Source organism: Kaistella yananensis, from assembly GCF_026107505.2.
Taxonomy (GTDB): domain Bacteria; phylum Bacteroidota; class Bacteroidia; order Flavobacteriales; family Weeksellaceae; genus Kaistella; species Kaistella yananensis.
Map to the genome: position 1 here is coordinate 368,699 of NZ_JAPCHZ010000004.1, position 18,320 is coordinate 387,018.

The 18,320-nt window shown below is 37.2% G+C and carries 19 protein-coding genes and 1 pseudogene; 8 read left to right on the forward strand and 12 right to left on the reverse strand.

All coding sequences use genetic code 11. The annotated features are described in order from the left end of the window. Positions 1 to 230 precede the first annotated feature (230 nt). Positions 231 to 1,094 carry a phage tail-like protein gene (locus OK344_RS08710; protein WP_265144429.1) on the forward strand — a complete coding sequence of 288 codons (864 nt, stop codon included), beginning with the start codon at positions 231 to 233 and terminating at the stop codon, positions 1,092 to 1,094. Between the two features lie 95 nt (positions 1,095 to 1,189). Here the strand turns inward: OK344_RS08710 and OK344_RS08715 are convergent, their stop codons facing one another. Further along, on the reverse strand, positions 1,190 to 2,017 hold the full coding sequence (locus OK344_RS08715) for an ion transporter (protein ID WP_088469186.1): 828 nt from the start codon (positions 2,015 to 2,017) through the stop codon (positions 1,190 to 1,192). 60 nt (positions 2,018 to 2,077) lie between these two features. Here OK344_RS08715 and OK344_RS08720 point away from each other — a divergent pair, with 60 nt between their 5' ends. Beyond that, on the forward strand, positions 2,078 to 3,175 hold the full coding sequence (locus OK344_RS08720) for a Nif3-like dinuclear metal center hexameric protein (RefSeq protein WP_265144430.1): 1,098 nt from the start codon (positions 2,078 to 2,080) through the stop codon (positions 3,173 to 3,175). Between the two features lie 4 nt (positions 3,176 to 3,179). Continuing rightward, positions 3,180 to 3,959 carry a zinc ribbon domain-containing protein gene (locus tag OK344_RS08725; RefSeq protein ID WP_088469185.1) on the forward strand — a complete coding sequence of 260 codons (780 nt, stop codon included), beginning with the start codon at positions 3,180 to 3,182 and terminating at the stop codon, positions 3,957 to 3,959. A gap of 71 nt (positions 3,960 to 4,030) precedes the next feature. On the opposite strand, the gene OK344_RS08730 is transcribed toward OK344_RS08725, so the two are convergent. Then, positions 4,031 to 5,230 (reverse strand): pyridoxal phosphate-dependent aminotransferase, encoded by a 1,200-nt coding sequence (locus tag OK344_RS08730; RefSeq protein WP_265144431.1) that lies wholly within the window; start codon positions 5,228 to 5,230, stop codon positions 4,031 to 4,033. An 83-nt stretch (positions 5,231 to 5,313) separates the two neighbouring features. Here OK344_RS08730 and rsmG point away from each other — a divergent pair, with 83 nt between their 5' ends. The 3 genes from rsmG to OK344_RS08745 all read left to right on the forward strand — a co-directional run bounded on the left by rsmG (position 5,314) and on the right by OK344_RS08745 (position 9,244). Beyond that, the gene (gene rsmG, locus OK344_RS08735) at positions 5,314 to 5,949 is read left to right on the forward strand and encodes a 16S rRNA (guanine(527)-N(7))-methyltransferase RsmG (protein WP_265144432.1); all 636 of its coding nucleotides are present in this window, start codon (positions 5,314 to 5,316) and stop codon (positions 5,947 to 5,949) included. A 53-nt stretch (positions 5,950 to 6,002) separates the two neighbouring features. Further along, positions 6,003 to 6,419, forward strand: a complete 417-nt coding sequence (locus OK344_RS08740) for a hypothetical protein (RefSeq protein ID WP_265144433.1) — start codon at positions 6,003 to 6,005, stop codon at positions 6,417 to 6,419. Between the two features lie 92 nt (positions 6,420 to 6,511). Continuing rightward, positions 6,512 to 9,244, forward strand: a complete 2,733-nt coding sequence (locus tag OK344_RS08745) for a PD-(D/E)XK nuclease family protein (protein ID WP_265144434.1) — start codon at positions 6,512 to 6,514, stop codon at positions 9,242 to 9,244. A gap of 52 nt (positions 9,245 to 9,296) precedes the next feature. Here the strand turns inward: OK344_RS08745 and OK344_RS08750 are convergent, their stop codons facing one another. From OK344_RS08750 to OK344_RS08770, 5 genes and pseudogenes are all read right to left on the reverse strand, one after another. Continuing rightward, positions 9,297 to 10,478: an acyl-CoA dehydrogenase family protein gene (locus tag OK344_RS08750; protein ID WP_265144435.1), complete on the reverse strand. Its 1,182-nt coding sequence runs from the start codon at positions 10,476 to 10,478 to the stop codon at positions 9,297 to 9,299. A 77-nt stretch (positions 10,479 to 10,555) separates the two neighbouring features. Next, entirely contained in the window at positions 10,556 to 11,299 is a 744-nt protein-coding gene (locus OK344_RS08755; RefSeq protein ID WP_265144436.1) for an NUDIX hydrolase, read from the reverse strand. 11 nt (positions 11,300 to 11,310) lie between these two features. Next, positions 11,311 to 11,802 (reverse strand): annotated as a pseudogene (locus OK344_RS08760) (MFS transporter); the annotation flags it as partial. A gap of 213 nt (positions 11,803 to 12,015) precedes the next feature. Beyond that, a complete protein-coding gene (locus tag OK344_RS08765) occupies positions 12,016 to 12,195 on the reverse strand; it encodes a hypothetical protein (protein ID WP_265144437.1) in 180 nt (59 codons plus the stop codon). Positions 12,196 to 12,219: 24 nt separating this feature from the next. Beyond that, entirely contained in the window at positions 12,220 to 12,504 is a 285-nt protein-coding gene (locus OK344_RS08770; protein WP_265144438.1) for a hypothetical protein, read from the reverse strand. A gap of 201 nt (positions 12,505 to 12,705) precedes the next feature. Here OK344_RS08770 and OK344_RS08775 point away from each other — a divergent pair, with 201 nt between their 5' ends. Continuing rightward, positions 12,706 to 12,915, forward strand: coding sequence for a hypothetical protein (locus OK344_RS08775; protein ID WP_265144439.1), 210 nt, complete (start codon positions 12,706 to 12,708; stop codon positions 12,913 to 12,915). Positions 12,916 to 12,929: 14 nt separating this feature from the next. Further along, positions 12,930 to 13,064 carry a glycoside hydrolase family 30 beta sandwich domain-containing protein gene (locus tag OK344_RS08780; protein ID WP_265144440.1) on the forward strand — a complete coding sequence of 45 codons (135 nt, stop codon included), beginning with the start codon at positions 12,930 to 12,932 and terminating at the stop codon, positions 13,062 to 13,064. A 75-nt stretch (positions 13,065 to 13,139) separates the two neighbouring features. Here the strand turns inward: OK344_RS08780 and OK344_RS08785 are convergent, their stop codons facing one another. The 5 genes from OK344_RS08785 to era all read right to left on the reverse strand — a co-directional run bounded on the left by OK344_RS08785 (position 13,140) and on the right by era (position 18,309). Then, a complete protein-coding gene (locus tag OK344_RS08785; RefSeq protein WP_265144441.1) occupies positions 13,140 to 13,652 on the reverse strand; it encodes a hypothetical protein in 513 nt (170 codons plus the stop codon). A gap of 66 nt (positions 13,653 to 13,718) precedes the next feature. Then, positions 13,719 to 14,177, reverse strand: coding sequence for a hypothetical protein (locus tag OK344_RS08790; RefSeq protein ID WP_265144442.1), 459 nt, complete (start codon positions 14,175 to 14,177; stop codon positions 13,719 to 13,721). Between the two features lie 287 nt (positions 14,178 to 14,464). Beyond that, positions 14,465 to 16,867 (reverse strand): alpha/beta hydrolase family protein, encoded by a 2,403-nt coding sequence (locus OK344_RS08795; RefSeq protein WP_265144443.1) that lies wholly within the window; start codon positions 16,865 to 16,867, stop codon positions 14,465 to 14,467. 76 nt (positions 16,868 to 16,943) lie between these two features. Beyond that, positions 16,944 to 17,372: a DoxX family protein gene (locus OK344_RS08800; RefSeq protein WP_088469172.1), complete on the reverse strand. Its 429-nt coding sequence runs from the start codon at positions 17,370 to 17,372 to the stop codon at positions 16,944 to 16,946. A 61-nt stretch (positions 17,373 to 17,433) separates the two neighbouring features. After that, positions 17,434 to 18,309 carry a GTPase Era gene (gene era / locus OK344_RS08805; RefSeq protein ID WP_265144444.1) on the reverse strand — a complete coding sequence of 292 codons (876 nt, stop codon included), beginning with the start codon at positions 18,307 to 18,309 and terminating at the stop codon, positions 17,434 to 17,436. Positions 18,310 to 18,320 lie beyond the last annotated feature (11 nt).

The window sequence follows — 18,320 nt, forward strand, 5'->3', positions numbered from 1 at the left end:
TCACCTCTTTTATTTACCCTTTTAATACACAAAAAAAGCTGCTATTTAGCACTATTCCAAGGATGCCCTACACACAGTCTTGGTTTGGGAAAGGAATATTTAATAGACGGAATCGATTAGTATGTTTTTCATGAATTGTAATATATAACAAAATAATTTATTAAAAAAAGGTGTTTTGACGGTATTTTATTCTATCCCTTAGTGGTAATTTTAAATCGTAAAAAACACACATGATGAGAAAAAAAATTATTTTAGGAATGTCGTTAATCCTATTTACGATTTCACACGCGCAGGTGGGAATTAATACCGCCACTCCGAATGGAGCTACAGTACTGGATATCAGTTCAAATGAAAAAGGAATCCTTATACCACGGCTGAGCGATACGGAGCGAAATACCAAACTTGCAGACAATGATCCTCTTACCGTACCTCCTGCAGGAGTGGTGAATGCAAATTTGAGTACTGGTACGTTAATTTATAACACTTCATCAGACCGGTTTGAGTTCTGGGATGGATTTGTTTGGAGACAACTGTTTGTTGCTACCAGTTCTGTAGCGGGAAATGATGGCGTGGTAAAAGTTGAATCCGGCGCAGGTGGGGTAAAACCAACCGTAAACCTTAGTGCTAGCGGAAATACCTACGGAACTCCCCAACAAATTTTGTACACTACACCGCTTACTTTTGCGCCTTCGCCTACAACCAGCTGGCCGGAAACAACGGTACCTTATCCCGGGAACACATCAAACATCTACACAGGCACTACACCGGCAACCCAACGTTGGAGAGAAAATCTTATCATGGGACAGGTGCATGTCTGGAGAATAATGGCTACTGTAACTGCGGGATCCAATTCCTCAGGATCTGTATTGGCTACTTTCAAAAATCCTGATTCGGGTTTTGAAATTAATGCAATTGCCCTGTTACCTTCAGGCTCAAGTGGAGTACCTAAAGTAGTGACGTTCTACTTTTACACCATCGCAGATCAGTTAAGCATCCCCGAAGAAGGAAAAGGCTATCAGTTATGGATGACTGCCGATCAAACGGCTAATGTACGTGTAGACTCCGTAACCAGGGTATCATTATTCAAAGACTAATGCATAAACAGAATAAAGGGTAAAATCTGAAACCTGAGACCTAAAACACAAATTTTGAGAAGAAAAGGAGATGCGCTAAAATGCATCTTCTTTTTTTATACCACTTTTTCGCCGCAGATTTTGCAATAACGCGAATCATCATCAATATCCTCATTTCCGCACCGGTCACAAACTTTCTCCAGATTTTGGCGTTTGTTGCGCATTTCTGCGGTTACAATTCCTGTCGGCACAGCAATGATAGAATAACCGGCAAGCATTAGTAGAACTGAAAGGAATTTACCGAGTGGTGTACCCGGCGAAACATCACCATAACCCACTGTTGTTACAGTCACTACCGCCCAGTAAATACTCTGTGGAATGCTTTCAAATCCTTCTCGGTGACCCTCGACCATGAACATCAGCGAACCCACGATTACACAGAATATCACTAAAAATAACAGGAAAATATATATTTTTCGTGAACTGTGTTTCAATGCTCTTACGATGAAATAACCATCGTTCATGAAATCCAGAAGATTGAAAATTCTGAAAACCCTCAGCATTCTCAGCATTCTTAAAATCAAAAAGTACTTTGTAATGGGGAAAAACAGACTCAGGTAAAAAGGAAGGATTGCCAGAAAATCGATGATTCCAAAAAAACTGAAGATATATGCTTTCTTATTTTTAATGGTAAGAACTCGTAACACATATTCAACCGTAAAAAATGCAGTGATGATGATTTCAAGAATTACAAAAACAAGATGGAGCTTAGCATCGAAAATCTTTACACTTTCCATCATGACGATGAAGGTGCTTAATAAGATAAGAACCAAAAGAACAAGGTCGAAGAGCTTACCAAGTTTAGTGTCTGAAAGAAAGATAATACGGTAAACCTGACGTTTCCATTTCGTGCGTTCGGATATAAAGTTATGTTCCTTTTCCATAGGTGTAATTCAAAATTAAATGTAAGAAATAATTCTTACTTTCGCTACAAACTTAAGAAAATGACAGTAAAGGAAATGGTTTCTGAAATAGAAAAAAAAATCGCTCTAAAACAGGCAGAAGATTTTGATAATGTTGGATTATTGTGCGGTAATCTGCAGCGTAATGTTACCGGAATACTTGTTTGTCATGACGCTTTGGAACAAGTCATCGACGAAGCTGTTTCCAAAAAAGTAAATTTTATTGTCACCTTTCATCCCATTATTTTTTCAGGTTTAAAGTCAATTACAGGAAAAAACTATGTAGAACGGGCAGTTTTAAAAGCGATGGAGAATAAAATTGCAATTTATGCGATTCATACAGCTTTTGACAATGATTATTTTGGAGTTAATTTCAGGATTTGCGAGGAATTAGGTCTTAAGAATCAGAAGATTTTAATACCAAAAACCCAGAACCTTAGAAAGCTGGAAGTATACGTTCCGAATAATTATAGAGAAGCTGTTAAAAACGCCCTCTTTAAAGCTGGCGCAGGAAATATAGGATTTTATGATGAGTGCAGTTTTACGGTTCAGGGTAAAGGAACGTTCAGACCGATTGAAGGTTCAAATCCATTTTCCGGAATCCAAAATATCCGTGAAAATGCTGATGAGCAGATGGTTTCTGTAATTTTTGAACACTATAAACAGCATCAAATGATGGCTGCGTTGAAGAATGCGCATCCTTATGAGGAAGTCGCTTACCAAATCATCACACTCGAAAACGAAAATCAATATTCCGGATTAGGAAGATTTGGTGACCTTAAAATAGAAATGGATGAGACGGATTTCCTTAAGTTTGTAAAAGAAAAATTCAGTTTAAAGATGATTCGTCACTCTCAGCTTAACAACAAAAAAATAAAAAGCGTAGGTGTTTTGGGCGGAAGTGGTGCAAGTGGCATAAAAGCCGCGCTTTCGCAGAACTGTGATGCGTATTTAACGGGGGATGTAAAATATCATGAATTTTTTCAGAATGAAGGCAAAATGCTTATTTGCGACATCGGTCATTTTGAGTCTGAACAATTTGTAACCCAACAATTAATTGAGATTTTATCGGAAATTTTTCCTAAATTTGCAGTCTCAAAATCTGTTGAGAATACAAATCCTGTAAATTATTTTTTATAAAAATATGGCTAAAAAAACTGTAGAAATCTCTGTTGAAGATAAGTTAAGGGCGCTTTATGACCTGCAAATCATCGATTCAAGATTAGATGAAATCCGCAATACAAGAGGTGAATTACCAATTGAAGTTGAGGATCTGGAGATTGAAATCGAAGGTCTGGAGAAAAGAGCTGATAAATTTCAGAACGAAATAAAAGAACAGAATGATGAAATCAATACAAAAAATGAAGTCATCAATCATGCGAAAACCCTGATCGACAAATACAAAGCTCAGCAGGAAACGGTAAGAAACAATAAAGAATTTGAAGCCTTAGGAAAAGAAATAGAATTCCAGGAGCTTGAAATTCAGCTGGCTGAAAAAAGAATTAAGGAATTTGGAGCGAAAATTGCGCATAAAAATGAGACTTTTGAAGAGCTGAACAATAAAATCGAAGAACTTAAAAATCACCTGAAATTCAAAAAAGAAGAACTGGAAAGTCTGGTTGCTGAAACCCAGAAAGAAGAAGATTTCTTAGTTGAAAAATCGCAGGAGTTTGCAAAAAATATCGACGAAAGATTGCTGGCTTCTTATCAAAGAATCCGTACCAATTCACCAACAGGGCTTGCTGTTGTAGGTTTGGAAAGAGGTGCGCCAAAAGGATCCTTCTTTACACTTCCTCCACAAAAGCAGATGGAAATTGCGCAGAGAAAAAAAATTATCATTGATGAACACAGCGGAAAAATCCTGGTTGATGATGATTTGGTAAACGAAGAAAACGAAAAAATGAAAGACATTATTAAATTTTAATAATTTTTCATAATAATAACAAAGGTTCGAATATTTTCGAACCTTTGTTATTTGGTGGTTGTGTGTATAATTTATTCAATAATCGCTTCTTCCAGACAAACTTTTATCCTGTTCATGGCGTCTTTAAGCTCTTTTTCAGAAGCTGCATAAGAAAAACGGATACAGTTTGCATTTCCGAAAGAAACGCCACCCACCGTTCCTACATAGGCGTTTTCAAGCAAAAACATCGCAAAATCATCGGCGTCTTTTATTTCAGTTCCGTTTAAAGTTTTACCGATATAGAAAGAAATATCCGGAAAGAAATAAAACGCTGCTTCAGGATAATTCACCTTGAATCCGGGAATTTCTTTCATCAGATGATAAACGATCTCTCTTCTTTTTTTAAATTCATCAATCATATAACGGTATGCCGAAGGATCTGTTTTCAGCGCAGTTACCGACGCTTTCTGTGCCATCGTATTGGCGCCGCTCGTCATTTGTCCCTGAATTTTTTCGCAGCCTTTCGCGAGCCATGTTGGGCACGCAGAGTAGCCAATTCGCCAGCCTGTCATTGCGAACGCTTTCGACATTCCGTTGATAACGGCGGTTTGCTCATAGACCTGCGGGAATTCAGCAATTGAGGTATGTTTCCCGTCGTAATTTATAAATTCATAAATCTCATCAGAAATAATGGTGATTTGCGGATATCTGGCAATCACATTCGCGATTTTTTCCAGTTCTTCATACATATAAACACTTCCCGACGGGTTACACGGCGAACTGTAAAGTAATACTTTAGTTTTTGGCGTAATTGCTTTTTCGAGCTGTTCGGCGGTAATCTTAAATTCAGTTTCAATTGATGTTTCCACAAAAACCGAAGTTCCGCCCATCATTTTCACCATTTCATCATAACTCACCCAATAGGGAGCCGGCAGAATCACTTCATCCCCGTCATTAAGCACCGACGCTAAAACATTTAAAATAGCCTGTTTGGCACCATTGGATACGCAAATTTGAGAAGGAATATAATCGAGATTGTTATCGCGCTTCAGTTTGTCACAAATGGCTTGCCTTAAATCAAGAAATCCCGGAACAGGCGAGTAGTGGCTGAAATTGTTATTGATTGCCTCAAAAGCCGCTTCTTTAATGTTTTTCGGAACATCAAAATCGGGTTCTCCAAGTGTTAAACTTATAACATCCAGTCCGTTGGCTTTCATTTCCCGAACTTTGTTACTCATTACAAAAGTCTGCGAAAAGCTCATTCTGTTAAGCCTTTCAGAGTGTTTTTCCATAATCATTCTTAAATCTCCCAAAGATAATTTTTTTCTGCAAAGTTCTGAACTTGTTTTTTTAAATTTGTGGAAATTATATTTAAATGCCTGCTGAACTTATAGAAAAGTATTTCCCGAACCTTACCGAACAACAGATAGAACAGTTTAGTAAACTGGAAGAACTCTACGGAGAATGGAATGAAAAAATAAATGTGATTTCCCGCAAAGATATGGATTCGCTTTACGAAAAACATATTCTGCATTCTCTCGGAATCGCAAAAGTGATGGAATTTGCTCCGAACACAAAAGTTCTCGATATTGGAACCGGCGGTGGTTTCCCGGGAATTCCGCTGGCTATTTTGTTTCCGCATTCGCATTTTACGCTGATCGATTCTATTGGTAAAAAAATCACAGTTGTAAAAGAAGTTTCGCAGGCAATTGGATTAAAAAACGTGACCGCAGTTCATGGCAGAGCTGAAAATTTAAAAGAAAAATTCCATTTTGTTGTAAGCAGAGCGGTAACACAGATGCCGGTTTTTCTACGATGGTTGAAGGGAAAATTCGAAAAAGAACAGTTTAACCCTAAACACAACGGCGTTCTTTATTTAAAAGGTGGCGATTTATCTGAAGAACTCGCCGGAATGAAAGCGGAAATCTTTGAACTGAATAAATTTTTTGATAGTGAGTTTTTCGAAACCAAAAAAGTAGTATATTTATCTAAAGGAAATTTCAATTCATAATTCATCAGATTAAAGCAATTATTGATATTATTGCACTAATAAATTTCAATTTTATGAGAACAATATTCAAATCCATTTTCGTTGCTCTTTTGATTTTCAGTTTGGCAAGTTGCAACGACCGTTTGGAAGGTGATGAGATTTTAAGTACAGAACCATTGAAAATAGACAGTGTAAAAATCGCCCAGGATACAATGGATATCTATACTACGCAAACGATAAAAACCTATTCACTATTCAGTACGCAGTGCGAAGGATTTTATGGATATGATTATCAGCACGTGGCACCTTTGGAGCGTAAAGTAATATCATATAAATTTAAAACTTCAGCCAGCTGTGGTGAAGTTGCGACAAGAGTTTCACAGATCAATTTCAGGCCACAACAAACCGGAACTTATGTTTTCAGATTCTGGAACGGCAAAGATACAGCCGGTGCAAATATCTGGATCGAAAAGAATATCGTGGTTCAATAATTAAAGTTCAAAATATAGAAAAAACATCAGAATTATTTTATTTCTGATGTTTTTTTATGAAATTATGCTTATTTTTCATCTTTGCATTCTTTATGAAATTTCTCAATAAAATCATCACCGAACTGTTGTCACAAACTTCGGATCTCTCAAAATTCAATATTGTTCTTCCCGGAAAAAGACCTGTTGTTTTCATCAAAAAAATACTGAAAGAAAAGCAATATTCCGGATTTTTGCCAAACTTTTTCACAGTGGAAGATTTAATACGTGACCTTTCCGGCAAACAGCATCTGCAGGGAATTTCGCTCTGGCTTTTCGCATTCGAAATCTACCGCGAGATTCAGCCTTCGGAAGATTTTGCTTCCTTTCTTAAATGGTTTCCAACGCTGCTGAAGGATTGGGATGATATCCTGAAATTTTCAGAAAGCGATGAGCAGGTTTTGGTCTATATGTTCGACGAAGAACGTATTAAAAACTGGTCTGAAAACCTTGGCGAATCAGAAGACAAACCGAGAAGAAAGTTCCTGAATTTCTGGCAGAAGATGAATGTTTTTCTTCCGATCCTAAAAGAGAAACTTACAGAAAAAAACTGGGCAACTTCAGGCATGATTCATGAAACAGCAAATAGAAAAATTATAGATTTTGCCCAGAAAACTGATCAGAAATTCGTTTTCTGTGGTTTTAATGCATTTACGCCGGTCGAGGAACAACTGGTAAAAAGTCTGCTTCAGTGGGATAAAGCGCAGTGTTTTTTTCAGGCTGATGACTATTACATGAATGATGAACGGCAGGAAGCTGGCAAATTTCTTCGCAACCATAAAACCTGGAAAGAATTTAATGAAAGTCGCCCGTTCCAATGGGTTGAAAACGATTTTGCACAGGAAAAACGGATTAAAGTTTATGAGGTTTCCGGAAATATTACACAGGCCAAAGTACTTCCCGAAATTTTTAAAGAAATAAAACCTGAAGATCTGTCGAAAACTGCAGTGGTTTTGCTCGACGAAAACTTGCTTCCGGCAACTTTAGACGCGATCAGCGCGGTGGAATATCTTAATATTACCATGGGTTTTCCGCTGAAGAATCTTGCTTTCAGTAATGCGATTAAAAAACTGTTTTATCTTCAGAAACAGCTTGAGCAAAAGGATTCTTCCTACTATTACAATGATGTGCTTGCGGTACTGGAGGAACTTCCGAATGATGAATCCGACAGAGAAATTATCGCTGTTTTCAAAACTACAATCGAAGAGCGAAACATTGTCTATATTTCTAAAAAACAGTTTGGGGAATTGCTTTCAGAACTTTCTTATTTCAAACTTTTTCAGAAGCCCGGTTCTGTAAAAGAATTCCTGGATTTGCTCATCAATTACTGTTACGTATTGAAATTCAGACCGCTGGATGATATTCTCTACGAAAATATTGCGCATTTCGAAAAGAGTTTTAAAATCATTAAAAATCAGCTTTCACCTTACAATTTTCAGATAAACATGGACACCCTGGAGGTTCTGATCAATCAGTTGGTAAATTCCGAAGCGATTGATTTTCAGGGCGAGCCGTTGGCAGGTTTACAGGTGATGGGACTTTTGGAAACAAGGCTCTTGAACTTCGAAAATATTATTTTGCTCTCTGCGAACGAAGGTAAATTGCCGCTCGGAAATTCACAGAATACCTATCTGCCGTTTGATATCAGGAAACATTTCGGTTTGCATACTTTTTTAGAAAACGATGGGATTTATGCCTATCATTTTTACCGCTTAATTCAGGATTCGAAGAATGTTCATCTACTTTTCAACGCCTTGGGTTCAGGGGTGAATACTGGGGAAAAAAGCCGGTTTATTACCCAAATGGAGATTGAAGACAGGCATCACGAGATTGAAAATATCATCATCGAAAATTCTTCAGATCCGATTCGCCAGGAACCGATGCATATTGAAAAAACCCCGAAAGTCCTTGAAAAACTGAATGAGTGGAAAAAGAAAATTTCGGCTTCGCATCTTACCTCTTATATTTATAATCCTGTAGATTTTTATCTCACCAAAATTCTTAATACAAGAGAAACCAGTGAAATTGAAGAAGAACTTTCTCAGCGCAGTTACGGTAATCTCGTGCATTATTCGCTTCAAGATATTTATGAAAAATTTATCGGTAAGGAATTAACTGTAAGTGATTTAGATATTTCTAATGAAGTGATTATTGATGTAATTAACCGCGCGATAGAAAAGCTGAAACACCAAACTGAATTTTACGAAAAAGGGATGAATTTCATTCATAAATCCATCGCAGAAAGGGTAGTACGCAGTGTAATTGATTACGACAGAAATTTGTTGGAACAGGGCAACTCGCTTGAAATTTTAAGCGTTGAAGGAAACTTTGAAGGTGTGCAGTTTTTCCTTGATAGTGAAAAAACGGATCCCGTTTATTTTTACGGATTTATTGACCGTGTTGACCGCCTTAACGGAAATCTCAGGATTATTGATTTTAAAACGGCGAAAACTAAAAATCTTTCGCTCTCGGTTCCGAAAAAGGCTGAAGACGAAGAAAAACTTGAAAAATTATTTTTCAGAGATGATTATAAGCAGGCGATGCAGCTTTGTGTGTACGCTTATTCGGTTTTAAATGAAGAAAAATATCCGGATAATTTTCTGCAATGTGGAATCTGGAGTTTTGCTGAAGTGAACAAAGGTGTGCAGAATCTTCATCTTTTTGGAGAAAAAGAAATCTCGCGAGCGCTTTTAGAAACTCCGATGAGATCAATAAAAAATGTAATTCTCGACATTCTAAATCCGGAAATTGAGTTCGTTGAAACAGTGAAAGAAACCTGGGGTAATTAACGAAAAAGCCTTCAGATTTCTGAAGGCTTTTTGTATTGTAAAGAAATATTTTTTATCCGAAAGCGTTGATTCCTGTAACATCCATGCCAGTGATCAGCAAATGGATATCGTGCGTTCCTTCGTAAGTAATAACCGATTCTAAATTCGCGGCATGACGCATCATCGGGAATTCGCCCATGATTCCCATTCCGCCGAGCATTTGCCGGGATTCTCTGGCAATATCAATCGCCATTTTCACATTGTTTCTTTTCGCCATTGAAATTTGTGCCGGGCTTGCTTTATGTGCATTTTTAAGGTTTCCTAACTGAAGGCAAAGTAACTGTGCTTTGGTAATTTCTGTTAAGAATTCAGCAATTTTTTTCTGCTGTAACTGGAATGAAGCAATAGGTTTTCCAAACTGTTTTCTTTCTTTGGAATACTGAAGTGCGGTACAGTAACAGTCGATTGCAGCGCCGATTACGCCCCACGAAATTCCGTAACGTGCAGAATTTAAACAGGAGAGCGGACCTTTTAATCCCACCACTTTAGGTAATAAATTTTCTTTAGGAACTTTTACATTGTTGAAAACCAGCTCACCGGTTTTTGAAGCCCGAAGGCTCCATTTATTATGAGTTTCGGGAGTTGTAAAGCCATCGAAGGCACGCTCAACAATCAATCCCTGAACTTTTCCTTCTTCATTTTTTGCCCAAACCACTGCAATATCGCAAAGCGGAGCGTTGGTAATCCACATTTTGGCACCGTTCAGTAAATAGTGGTCACCTTTATCTTCGAAATGAGTCTCCATAGAACCTGGATCAGAACCGTGATTAGGTTCGGTAAGACCGAATGCCCCGATCATTTCTCCTGAAGCCAGGTGTGGTAAATATTTATGTTTTTGTTCCTCAGAACCATATTCGTTAATCGGGAACATTACCAGTGAACTTTGTACAGAAGCGGCAGAACGAACTGCAGAATCACCTCTTTCTAGTTCCTGCATGATAATCCCGTAGGAAATCTGATCGAGTCCGGAGCCGCCGTATTGTTCAGGAATATACGGTCCAAGGGCACCGATTTTCCCCAATTCCTTCATTAGATTAGGAATATCGGTATGATTTTGTGCTGCCTCATCTATTTTCGGCATCACAAAACTTTCAACCCAATCTCTCACGGATTGCCGGATTAATTTGTGTTCATCAGTCAAAAGATCATCTATTAAATAATAATCCGGAATGGTTGTAAGCGGGTAGTATGACATAATTTTTAGTTTTGCCTAAATTAGGATTTTTCGCAAAGGTGAGGAAATCTTTCGGCAAAAAATAAGCAGTTTAATATTTATTTTTTGTCGGCAAACTTGTAGAGATACGGTGCTTTATTGGCAGAACCATCGAAAAATTTCTCGAGTCGTTCCAATGAGTTAAGGGCCAAGATTTTACGCTGAAAATTATTTCTGCGGAATTTTTCATCAAGCACAGTTTCATACACGGTTTGGAGTTCCTTCATGGTAAATTTTTCGGGCAGCAGATTACTGGCGACAATTTGGGTGTCGATATTTTTACGGATATGCTCTAAACCGCAGTTGATAATTCTTTCGTGATCGAAAGCCATTTTCGGAAGTTTATTTACTTCGAACCATGCGCATGTTTCGTTAAAAGCATTGGGAAAAGTATCTACCAATGAAAAATCGATGAGACTGCAGTATCCTACCGTGATAAAACGCTGAAAAATCCAGTGATCTGGCGGAACGTCGATCTTTTTATTCTTCAGTAGAATCTGGTGAACATTATTCTCCGTTCGGTTTTTGCGGCCGAAAGTGTGAAACTGTTCTAAAAAAATATCCGAGAGGTGAGTTCGTTCATAAAGCACACGGCAAGCAGCTTCGCGTAGATCTTCATCATTAAAGACAAATCCGCCCGGCAAATACCAAAGATCTAAATCGTGATATTTTAGCAATAAAACTTTCAGAATATCGTGATGAAATCCAAAGATTACACAATCCACCGAAATATGCTCTACAAAGTCTCTGGTATCGATGAGCTCCTGTAAATTCTGTTTGTTTTTTGAGTCGTCTACTTTCATATGTAACAAAACTAACAATTATTTTCTTTTTTTGAGACATAAGACCTGAAATAAATAAAACTTAACAATAATAAAACAATAACAGCCCCCGAAATAAATAGCGCGTAATATCCACCGTACTCAAACTGAAATAGATACGACATAATAACGGATCCGACAGAACTTCCCAATGACGAAAAAATTACGATAAGACTTGTAAAAAGATGTATTTCTGCCCTACGGATGTGGTTAATCGTTTGAGAACTGATGACAGGATAAAGTGGTGAAAGAAATAATCCTATCAATGGGAAAATAAAGAGTGTAATCTTCAGATAACCATTTGTAACCAGCGTTTGGAATAAGAAAAGCATCAGAAGAATGGCTATGGTACAGCCAATAAAATATCTTGCCAAAGAAAAATGCTGAATAATTCTTGCAGTTACAATTCTTCCGACGTAAGAAAAAAGTGCCAGAAACGCCGAGGCCTGCAGGGCAAAAAAAGAATTTACATTTAGATGTTTTTTGTAGAAAGAGGGGAGCTAGGAATTAAAATTCTGCTCAATAAACACAATAGAAAAAATAATAAGAAAGAAGAGAAAATATTTGCGGTTGAAGAATCCTGTAATTTCACTAAAAGAAAATATCTGTGAATGCTCAGCATCCGCTAAGACTTCTGTCTTCATCAGCAGAAAAACATTGGCGAAAGCTAATAAAGAAATAATCCAGAATCCGAACTTCTAGTATTCTGAATATGGGCTGGAGGGAAGCCAGCCAAAACCAATATTTACTACAAATATTCCGATCATAAACGAAGCTTCCACACTGCTCATGACTTTCGCAAGCGAAATCTCCTGTAAAATATTGTTTCTTAAAATACCGTAAACCGAAATTTTAGCCACCGAAAAGCAGATTCCCATAATTGCGAACCAGAGTTTAAAAAATCAGAAACCTCCTACAAACGGCAGTAAGATACAACAAACGGCTACAATTAAAAGTGAAAAAATTAAAGAAGTTTTGCTGCCGAAACGGTTAATAAATGTTGCGGCGAACAGCGAGAAAATCGCTATTGGTAAATCCTTAAAAGCCTCGAGAAATCCCAGATTAGTATAAGAGATATTCGTTGCTGAGAGTTGAAGAATAATCACTCCCATACAGTTCAGAACCATCGAGAAGATTAGAAAACTGATTTTAAGAGGAAGTGCAATCTTGGAGTAATTCTGAATCATCTTTAAAAAAACAGATTTTTTATTGCTGAGTTAATATTTCGGGAAGAAAAATTAGCTTCCTGAAACTAATTTTTAACAAAAATTAAGTATTTAAAGCCTCAAAAATAGGAGAAAAATTGAAATAAATTAAAAAAATAATTATTGTATTAAAAAAAAGTATACATTTATTGTCTCAAATTGAGATAATAAAAACTATATAAAATGAATTTAAATTATTCTAAAAGTCTCGGGTTAATCGCCGTTCTTTATTTCACTGTTGGAGTTAATGCCCAGGTTGCAGATTCGTTGAAAGAAAAGAAGATTGAAGAAGTAGTGGTGATTAACTATGGATCTGTGAAAAAGAAAAACGCAACCAGTGCTATTAGTCGGGATCGCAGAGAATTGGTAATTCATCGAACAGAGCAGCCTTAATTTCGACCGCTTTCATGAATGAGAACGGTGAACTGGTAACCGTTATCATGAATGAGTCTGATCAGGACATCGAAACTTATTTATGGATTGAAGGGCAGGCTGCTAAATTATCAGCGCCAGCACATTCAATTCAGACTGTTGTACTATAATCAGTTTTATTTTTTCAAAGAAAAGAGCAACCATTTCTGGTCGCTCTTTTTTGTTTTTCTTAAAATTAAAAGCACTTATTTTGATTTAAAATTTTTCTCAAAGTCTGTACAGTCAACAGATTTCAGCGTGTGTCCCTCATATTTTAGCTGGGCGGGATTTGCATAGAAATCTCTGTTCCCTTCGGTTTTATGCTCACCAATTCCTTCAATCAAATTTCCGTCTTTTCTAAGGAAATAAATTTCACGGTCGGAAGTGGTACCTTCTGCCTCAAATGTATAACTTAATTTAAGTGTATCACCGTTTTGGGTTCCCATCACATCACCGATAGAGCTGTCTTTTTCGAAATTTTTATAACGCATTTTTCCCGTTATCGTACCGAGATTGTCATCTAAAGAGACAAAAAGCGTGTCTTTTCCAGCTACTTCCATATAACAGGTCTGTAGGGTAGAAGATTCAAGAGGTTCGTTGCTTTCAGGAACAACAACAGTAGAATCTGCCGTAGCTTCAGTAATAACTGTTTCATTAGATTTTTTCTCACAACTTACTGCTGAAAGAACGATAAATGCTGATAAGAAGAAGTTTTTCATAAAGTTTATTTTTTTGTGGGGAAATAAATTTAAAATTGAGCCTTATGTATATTATGTTAAGTCGGATCAGAAATTACATTCAGTTTTGCTAAAAACAAAACTCTTGTTAAAATCGATTTTTGTAGGATCTGAAAAAACTGTAGTGGAATCATTAATTTTTTCAACTTCACCAATGCCTTCATAGAGTTTACCGGATTTTTTCAGAAGATAAATTTCGTTGAAACTGATATTTCCGCCGGTTACAGTTCTGGACAATAACTTCAGTGTATCTCCGGATTTGGTTCCTGTGAAAGTTCCTGATGACGAATTGCTGGCCTGCGGATTATTGTACAGTAAACTTCCCGTTATATTTCCGGCAGAATAAATTACAGAAAGTTTTACGGAATCCTGACCGTGTACAGCTTCATAACACGTTTCTAAATTTTCTGATGCCTGAGAATCGGCTGCAAGATTTTTTTTATCAGAATTTTGATTACAGCTGAATAAGGAAAAACCAATTGCAGGTATTAAAAGAAAGTATTTCATACTGATGATATTTACGGTTATAGAATTGAGCAAATATACGGTTACAGAAAAGTAACAATAACGGTTAAAAACGCAGTAAAGATAGTGATAATTTATTTTTTTATTAAAAAAGGTAAAATTATAAAAAACTCCTATAATTTATATTATGTTAAATTGGATTATTTTCAGATAAAGGAGTTTAATGTTTTTTTATTAGAATATATGCTTCTATCCATTCTCATAAAAATGCGGTAACCTAAACCACAGATATTAAAAAAGTCTTCCGCATTACGGAAGACTTTTCATTATTATTTTTTCAGACATTTCTCAAGGAACTGATCCTGCTCCCATAAAACATGCAGAATACTTTCTTTGGCTGCATACCCATGAGATTCTTTTGGCAAAAGTACCATTCTTACCGGTGCACCAAGATTTTTCAGTGCCTGGAAGTACCTTTCCGTTTGCAAAGTAAATGTTCCCGGATTATTATCAGCTTCACCGTGAATCAGCAACATTGGCGTTTTCATCTTGTCAGCATTCATAAATGGCGACATGGTGTTGTAAACTTCCGGTACATCCCAATAATTTCTTTGCTCAGACTGGAATCCAAACGGCGTAAGTGTTCTGTTATAAGCCCCGCTTCTGGCAATTCCACAAGCATAATCTTTAGAATGCGTCAACAGGTTTGCAGTCATAAATGCGCCGTAAGAATGTCCGCCAACTGCAACTTTGGATCTGTCGATATAGCCTAATTTATCTACGGCATCAATGGCTGCCTTACCGTTGGCAACCAACTGAGGCAAAAATGTGTCGTTCGGTTCTGCTTTTCCTTCACCAATAATCGGGAAAGCAGCATCATCCAAAACCGCGTAACCTTTGTTTACCCAATAAATAAACGAACCGTAACTTGGGAAAGTAAAATCGTTAGGATTTTGGGTGTTTTGTCCTGCCGTATTTTTGTCTTTGTATTCTGTAGGATAAGCCCAAATTAGCAGAGGTAATTTTTCTTTCGGGTTTTTTCTGTCGAAGTTTGCCGGCAGATAAAGCGTTCCGGTAAGTTCTACTCCATCATTTCTTTTGTATTTAATTACCTCTTTGTATACATTTTTAATGCTTTCAAAAGGATTTGCGAAATGAGTTACCGCAGTTCCCTTTCCGTTTTTAATATTTCTGATAGAATAATTCGGATATTGGTTGGATGACTGTTCTACCACAAGAACATTTCCGGATTTCGCATCTAAAATATCGATGATATTTTCTTTGGAATTCTTCAGTTTCGAGGTGTAAATTCTCTTTTTCAATGAAGAACTCATATCTACTTCATCAATAAAAGGAAACTGGCCGTCTTTTGTAAATCCTTCGCCTACAAGATACGCTTTGTTGTTTTTGGTATCAATAACCGTTCTTCCGTATTGGTTTTTTGTCGTATTAAAGTTACCCGGATCACTGTAAACATCCTGATAATTGCGGTCGTCAATGATTTTTGAACTGTTATTCTTTAAATTGATGAGATAAGATTTGGTATTTCTCGTATCATACCAACTGTCGGAAATAATGGCGAAATCTCCATTTGACCAATCGATACCGCTGAAACGCTGTTTGGTTTTAAAAAAAGATTTCGGTGTATTGTTGAAAGGTGCTTCCCAAAGGAAAATCTCGTCGCGGTAATCTACATTTTTAGATTGGTCGCCTCCATCTAAAGCTTCTGCATATACTAAAGTTGCAGGCTGATCGTCTCTCCAGCTCATATTTCTCTTTCCCGTTCTTACCGAAGAAAATCCTTTAGGCATAATTTCGGTGAGCGGAATTTCATTTACAGTTTTCACTGAATTTCCGTCTTTATCGAAAACTGTAGAAGTCATCGGGAAACGGCTCAGCGGAACGATATACGAATAAGGCCGCTGGATGGTCGTAAGCATCAAGTAGCTTCCGTCCGGTGAAAAACTCATCCCTGAATAAATTGCTGCCGGCTTGAAAGGCTGCTGGTTCCCGTTAAGCGAAACTTTTACAAGTTCTGCTTTGGCTAAAGTTTCGAAATTGGCTTCATCCTGTGGGTTTTTAAGCAAATCCTGATAAGTTCTGTTTTGGGATAATTTTCCGTCAGCGTTTGAAACCGTAGGTCCGGCCGGAAGCATTTTTTTATCATCAATCAGCGCACTTCTGCTGGCAGGAATCTGCTTTACCAAAAGTGTTTCCGAATCTTTCATCCAAACATACGGAGTGCCTAAATTGGCATTTAGATGATCGCCTGTAAGTTTTTTTGCGGTAGCAGTGGCCAGATCAAGTATCCAAAGTTCTACTCCTTTGGCTGTGGTGTTGGTAAATGCAAGTTTCTTTTCGTCTGGTGAAAAGCTGGTGTAAGCAATTTTAGCGTTCGCTGGAAGCCCTTTAACCTGAATTTCGGTCTTGTCTTTTAATCTTCTGACTTTTAAATTGTTAACATAAGTAATGGTACTCGAAATATTGGTCACAGGATTTACCCGTAAACCTGCAAGGCGCATTTCTTCCTGATTAAGATCATCAAGAGATTTGTACGTTGGGCGGTAAGAAAAAATGAGCCATTCCTTTTTACTGTCCATCATTACACTTGGTGCCCGCTGGAAATCTGCAAGCTGAAGAATTTCAGCAGAAGGCTGCTGGTAGGTTATGCTCTCTTGCGCAAAGGTAAATCCTGCGTAGAGAAGGGCAACTAATGTTAGTTTAATTCTCATAAATATTAGATTTGGTTTTATAAAAAAATGCAGAAACTTGCGTTAATGCATTTGTAATTTTCAATGTAAGCTGATGTTACCAATTGTTTTCTTTCCTTCTGCCAATCATGTAATCGACCGAGAATTTCCCCGGACCGAAAGCAAAAAGCATGAGATAAACAGAGAGATATAGCAAACTGGTTTCTTTTTTCTGGAAAGGATCTCCGCCGTGTACAATAAGTCCGGCAACTGCCATTGTAATGATCAGAAAGAATACTGCAAACCTCGTAAAAAGGCCGAGGATGATAAAAATAGAACACACAAATTCAGCAAAAACCGCTAAGGTGAGCGATGTTTTAGCACTCAGACCCATAAAACTGAAAAACTGAATTTCTTCACCTGACAGCAAGTCCTGCAGCTTAGGAAAACCATGCGACAGCATTGCAAAACCAACAAAAATTCTAATAACAAGAAGAACAATATCTATAATTAAAGGATTGCTTTTCGTTGAAGTAAAATAATTCATGTATCAATTTTTACCAAAAATAAGAAAATCCTTTGTAAAACGCAATGGCTGGGCTTTTTGTTTATCGATATCCGAAATTCTTTAAATCCCTTTCATTTTTCCGCCAGTCTTTTTTCACTTTTACAAAAAGATTCAGATGTATTTTTTTGGCGAAGAATTTTTCCAGATCAAGTCGCGCTTCGGTTCCAACTTTCTTAATGGCTTCACCTTTATGACCGATAATAATTCCTTTTTGGGTGTCTCTTTCAACATAAATAATGGAGTCAATGAAGATAATTCCTTCTTTTTCCTTAAACATTTCGGTAACAACTTCTACAGAATACGGAATTTCTTTCTCGTAATTCAACAGGATTTTTTCACGGATCGCTTCGTTAACGAAGAATCTTTCAGGCTTATCGGTATAAAGATCTTTATCGTAATATGGTGGATTTTCCGGAAGCAAAGATTTCAGTTTTGGTAAGATTACTTCGGTATTGAAACCTTTTAAAGCAGAGATAGGAAGAATTTCAGCCTTTGGAATTCTTTCGTGCCACTGCTCCATTGCTTTTTCAAGATCTTCCTGGTTGGATTCGTCAATTTTATTGATCAGAATAAGAACCGGAACCGGAATTTTATTGAGTTTTTCTACCAAAAATTCAAAAGGTTCAGTTTTATCTAAAATATCAACAATAAACAAGAAAACATCGGCATCCTGAAGAGAATCCTTCACAAAATCCATCATTTTTTCCTGCAAACCGTACTTGGGATCCAAAACTCCCGGCGTATCCGAGAATACAATCTGTAAATCTTCTTCGTTATACATCCCGAAAATCCTGTGTCTTGTGGTTTGTGCTTTCTGGGTTACGATTGCGAGTTTTTCGCCCATCAGTTTATTGAGAAGTGTCGATTTCCCGACATTGGGTTTCCCAACGATATTTACGAATCCTGCCTTGTGCATTTTAATTGAAA

What these genes read in the sequence shown, in the direction of transcription:
- OK344_RS08730 (WP_265144431.1), bottom strand. Translation starts at nt 5,230, where the DNA reads ATGGAAAAACACTCTGAAAGGCTTAACAGAATGAGCTTTTCGCAGACT.
- rsmG (WP_265144432.1), top strand. Translation starts at nt 5,314, where the DNA reads ATGCCTGCTGAACTTATAGAAAAGTATTTCCCGAACCTTACCGAACAA.
- OK344_RS08780 (WP_265144440.1), top strand. Translation starts at nt 12,930, where the DNA reads ATGAATGAGAACGGTGAACTGGTAACCGTTATCATGAATGAGTCTGAT.
- OK344_RS08710 (WP_265144429.1), top strand. Translation starts at nt 231, where the DNA reads ATGATGAGAAAAAAAATTATTTTAGGAATGTCGTTAATCCTATTTACG.
- OK344_RS08745 (WP_265144434.1), top strand. Translation starts at nt 6,512, where the DNA reads ATGAAATTTCTCAATAAAATCATCACCGAACTGTTGTCACAAACTTCG.
- OK344_RS08720 (WP_265144430.1), top strand. Translation starts at nt 2,078, where the DNA reads ATGACAGTAAAGGAAATGGTTTCTGAAATAGAAAAAAAAATCGCTCTA.
- OK344_RS08715 (WP_088469186.1), bottom strand. Translation starts at nt 2,017, where the DNA reads ATGGAAAAGGAACATAACTTTATATCCGAACGCACGAAATGGAAACGT.
- OK344_RS08775 (WP_265144439.1), top strand. Translation starts at nt 12,706, where the DNA reads ATGAATTTAAATTATTCTAAAAGTCTCGGGTTAATCGCCGTTCTTTAT.
- OK344_RS08785 (WP_265144441.1), bottom strand. Translation starts at nt 13,652, where the DNA reads ATGAAAAACTTCTTCTTATCAGCATTTATCGTTCTTTCAGCAGTAAGT.
- OK344_RS08750 (WP_265144435.1), bottom strand. Translation starts at nt 10,478, where the DNA reads ATGTCATACTACCCGCTTACAACCATTCCGGATTATTATTTAATAGAT.
- OK344_RS08755 (WP_265144436.1), bottom strand. Translation starts at nt 11,299, where the DNA reads ATGAAAGTAGACGACTCAAAAAACAAACAGAATTTACAGGAGCTCATC.
- OK344_RS08725 (WP_088469185.1), top strand. Translation starts at nt 3,180, where the DNA reads ATGGCTAAAAAAACTGTAGAAATCTCTGTTGAAGATAAGTTAAGGGCG.
- OK344_RS08800 (WP_088469172.1), bottom strand. Translation starts at nt 17,372, where the DNA reads ATGAATTATTTTACTTCAACGAAAAGCAATCCTTTAATTATAGATATT.
- OK344_RS08740 (WP_265144433.1), top strand. Translation starts at nt 6,003, where the DNA reads ATGAGAACAATATTCAAATCCATTTTCGTTGCTCTTTTGATTTTCAGT.
- era (WP_265144444.1), bottom strand. Translation starts at nt 18,309, where the DNA reads ATGCACAAGGCAGGATTCGTAAATATCGTTGGGAAACCCAATGTCGGG.
- OK344_RS08790 (WP_265144442.1), bottom strand. Translation starts at nt 14,177, where the DNA reads ATGAAATACTTTCTTTTAATACCTGCAATTGGTTTTTCCTTATTCAGC.
- OK344_RS08770 (WP_265144438.1), bottom strand. Translation starts at nt 12,504, where the DNA reads ATGATTCAGAATTACTCCAAGATTGCACTTCCTCTTAAAATCAGTTTT.
- OK344_RS08765 (WP_265144437.1), bottom strand. Translation starts at nt 12,195, where the DNA reads ATGGGAATCTGCTTTTCGGTGGCTAAAATTTCGGTTTACGGTATTTTA.
- OK344_RS08795 (WP_265144443.1), bottom strand. Translation starts at nt 16,867, where the DNA reads ATGAGAATTAAACTAACATTAGTTGCCCTTCTCTACGCAGGATTTACC.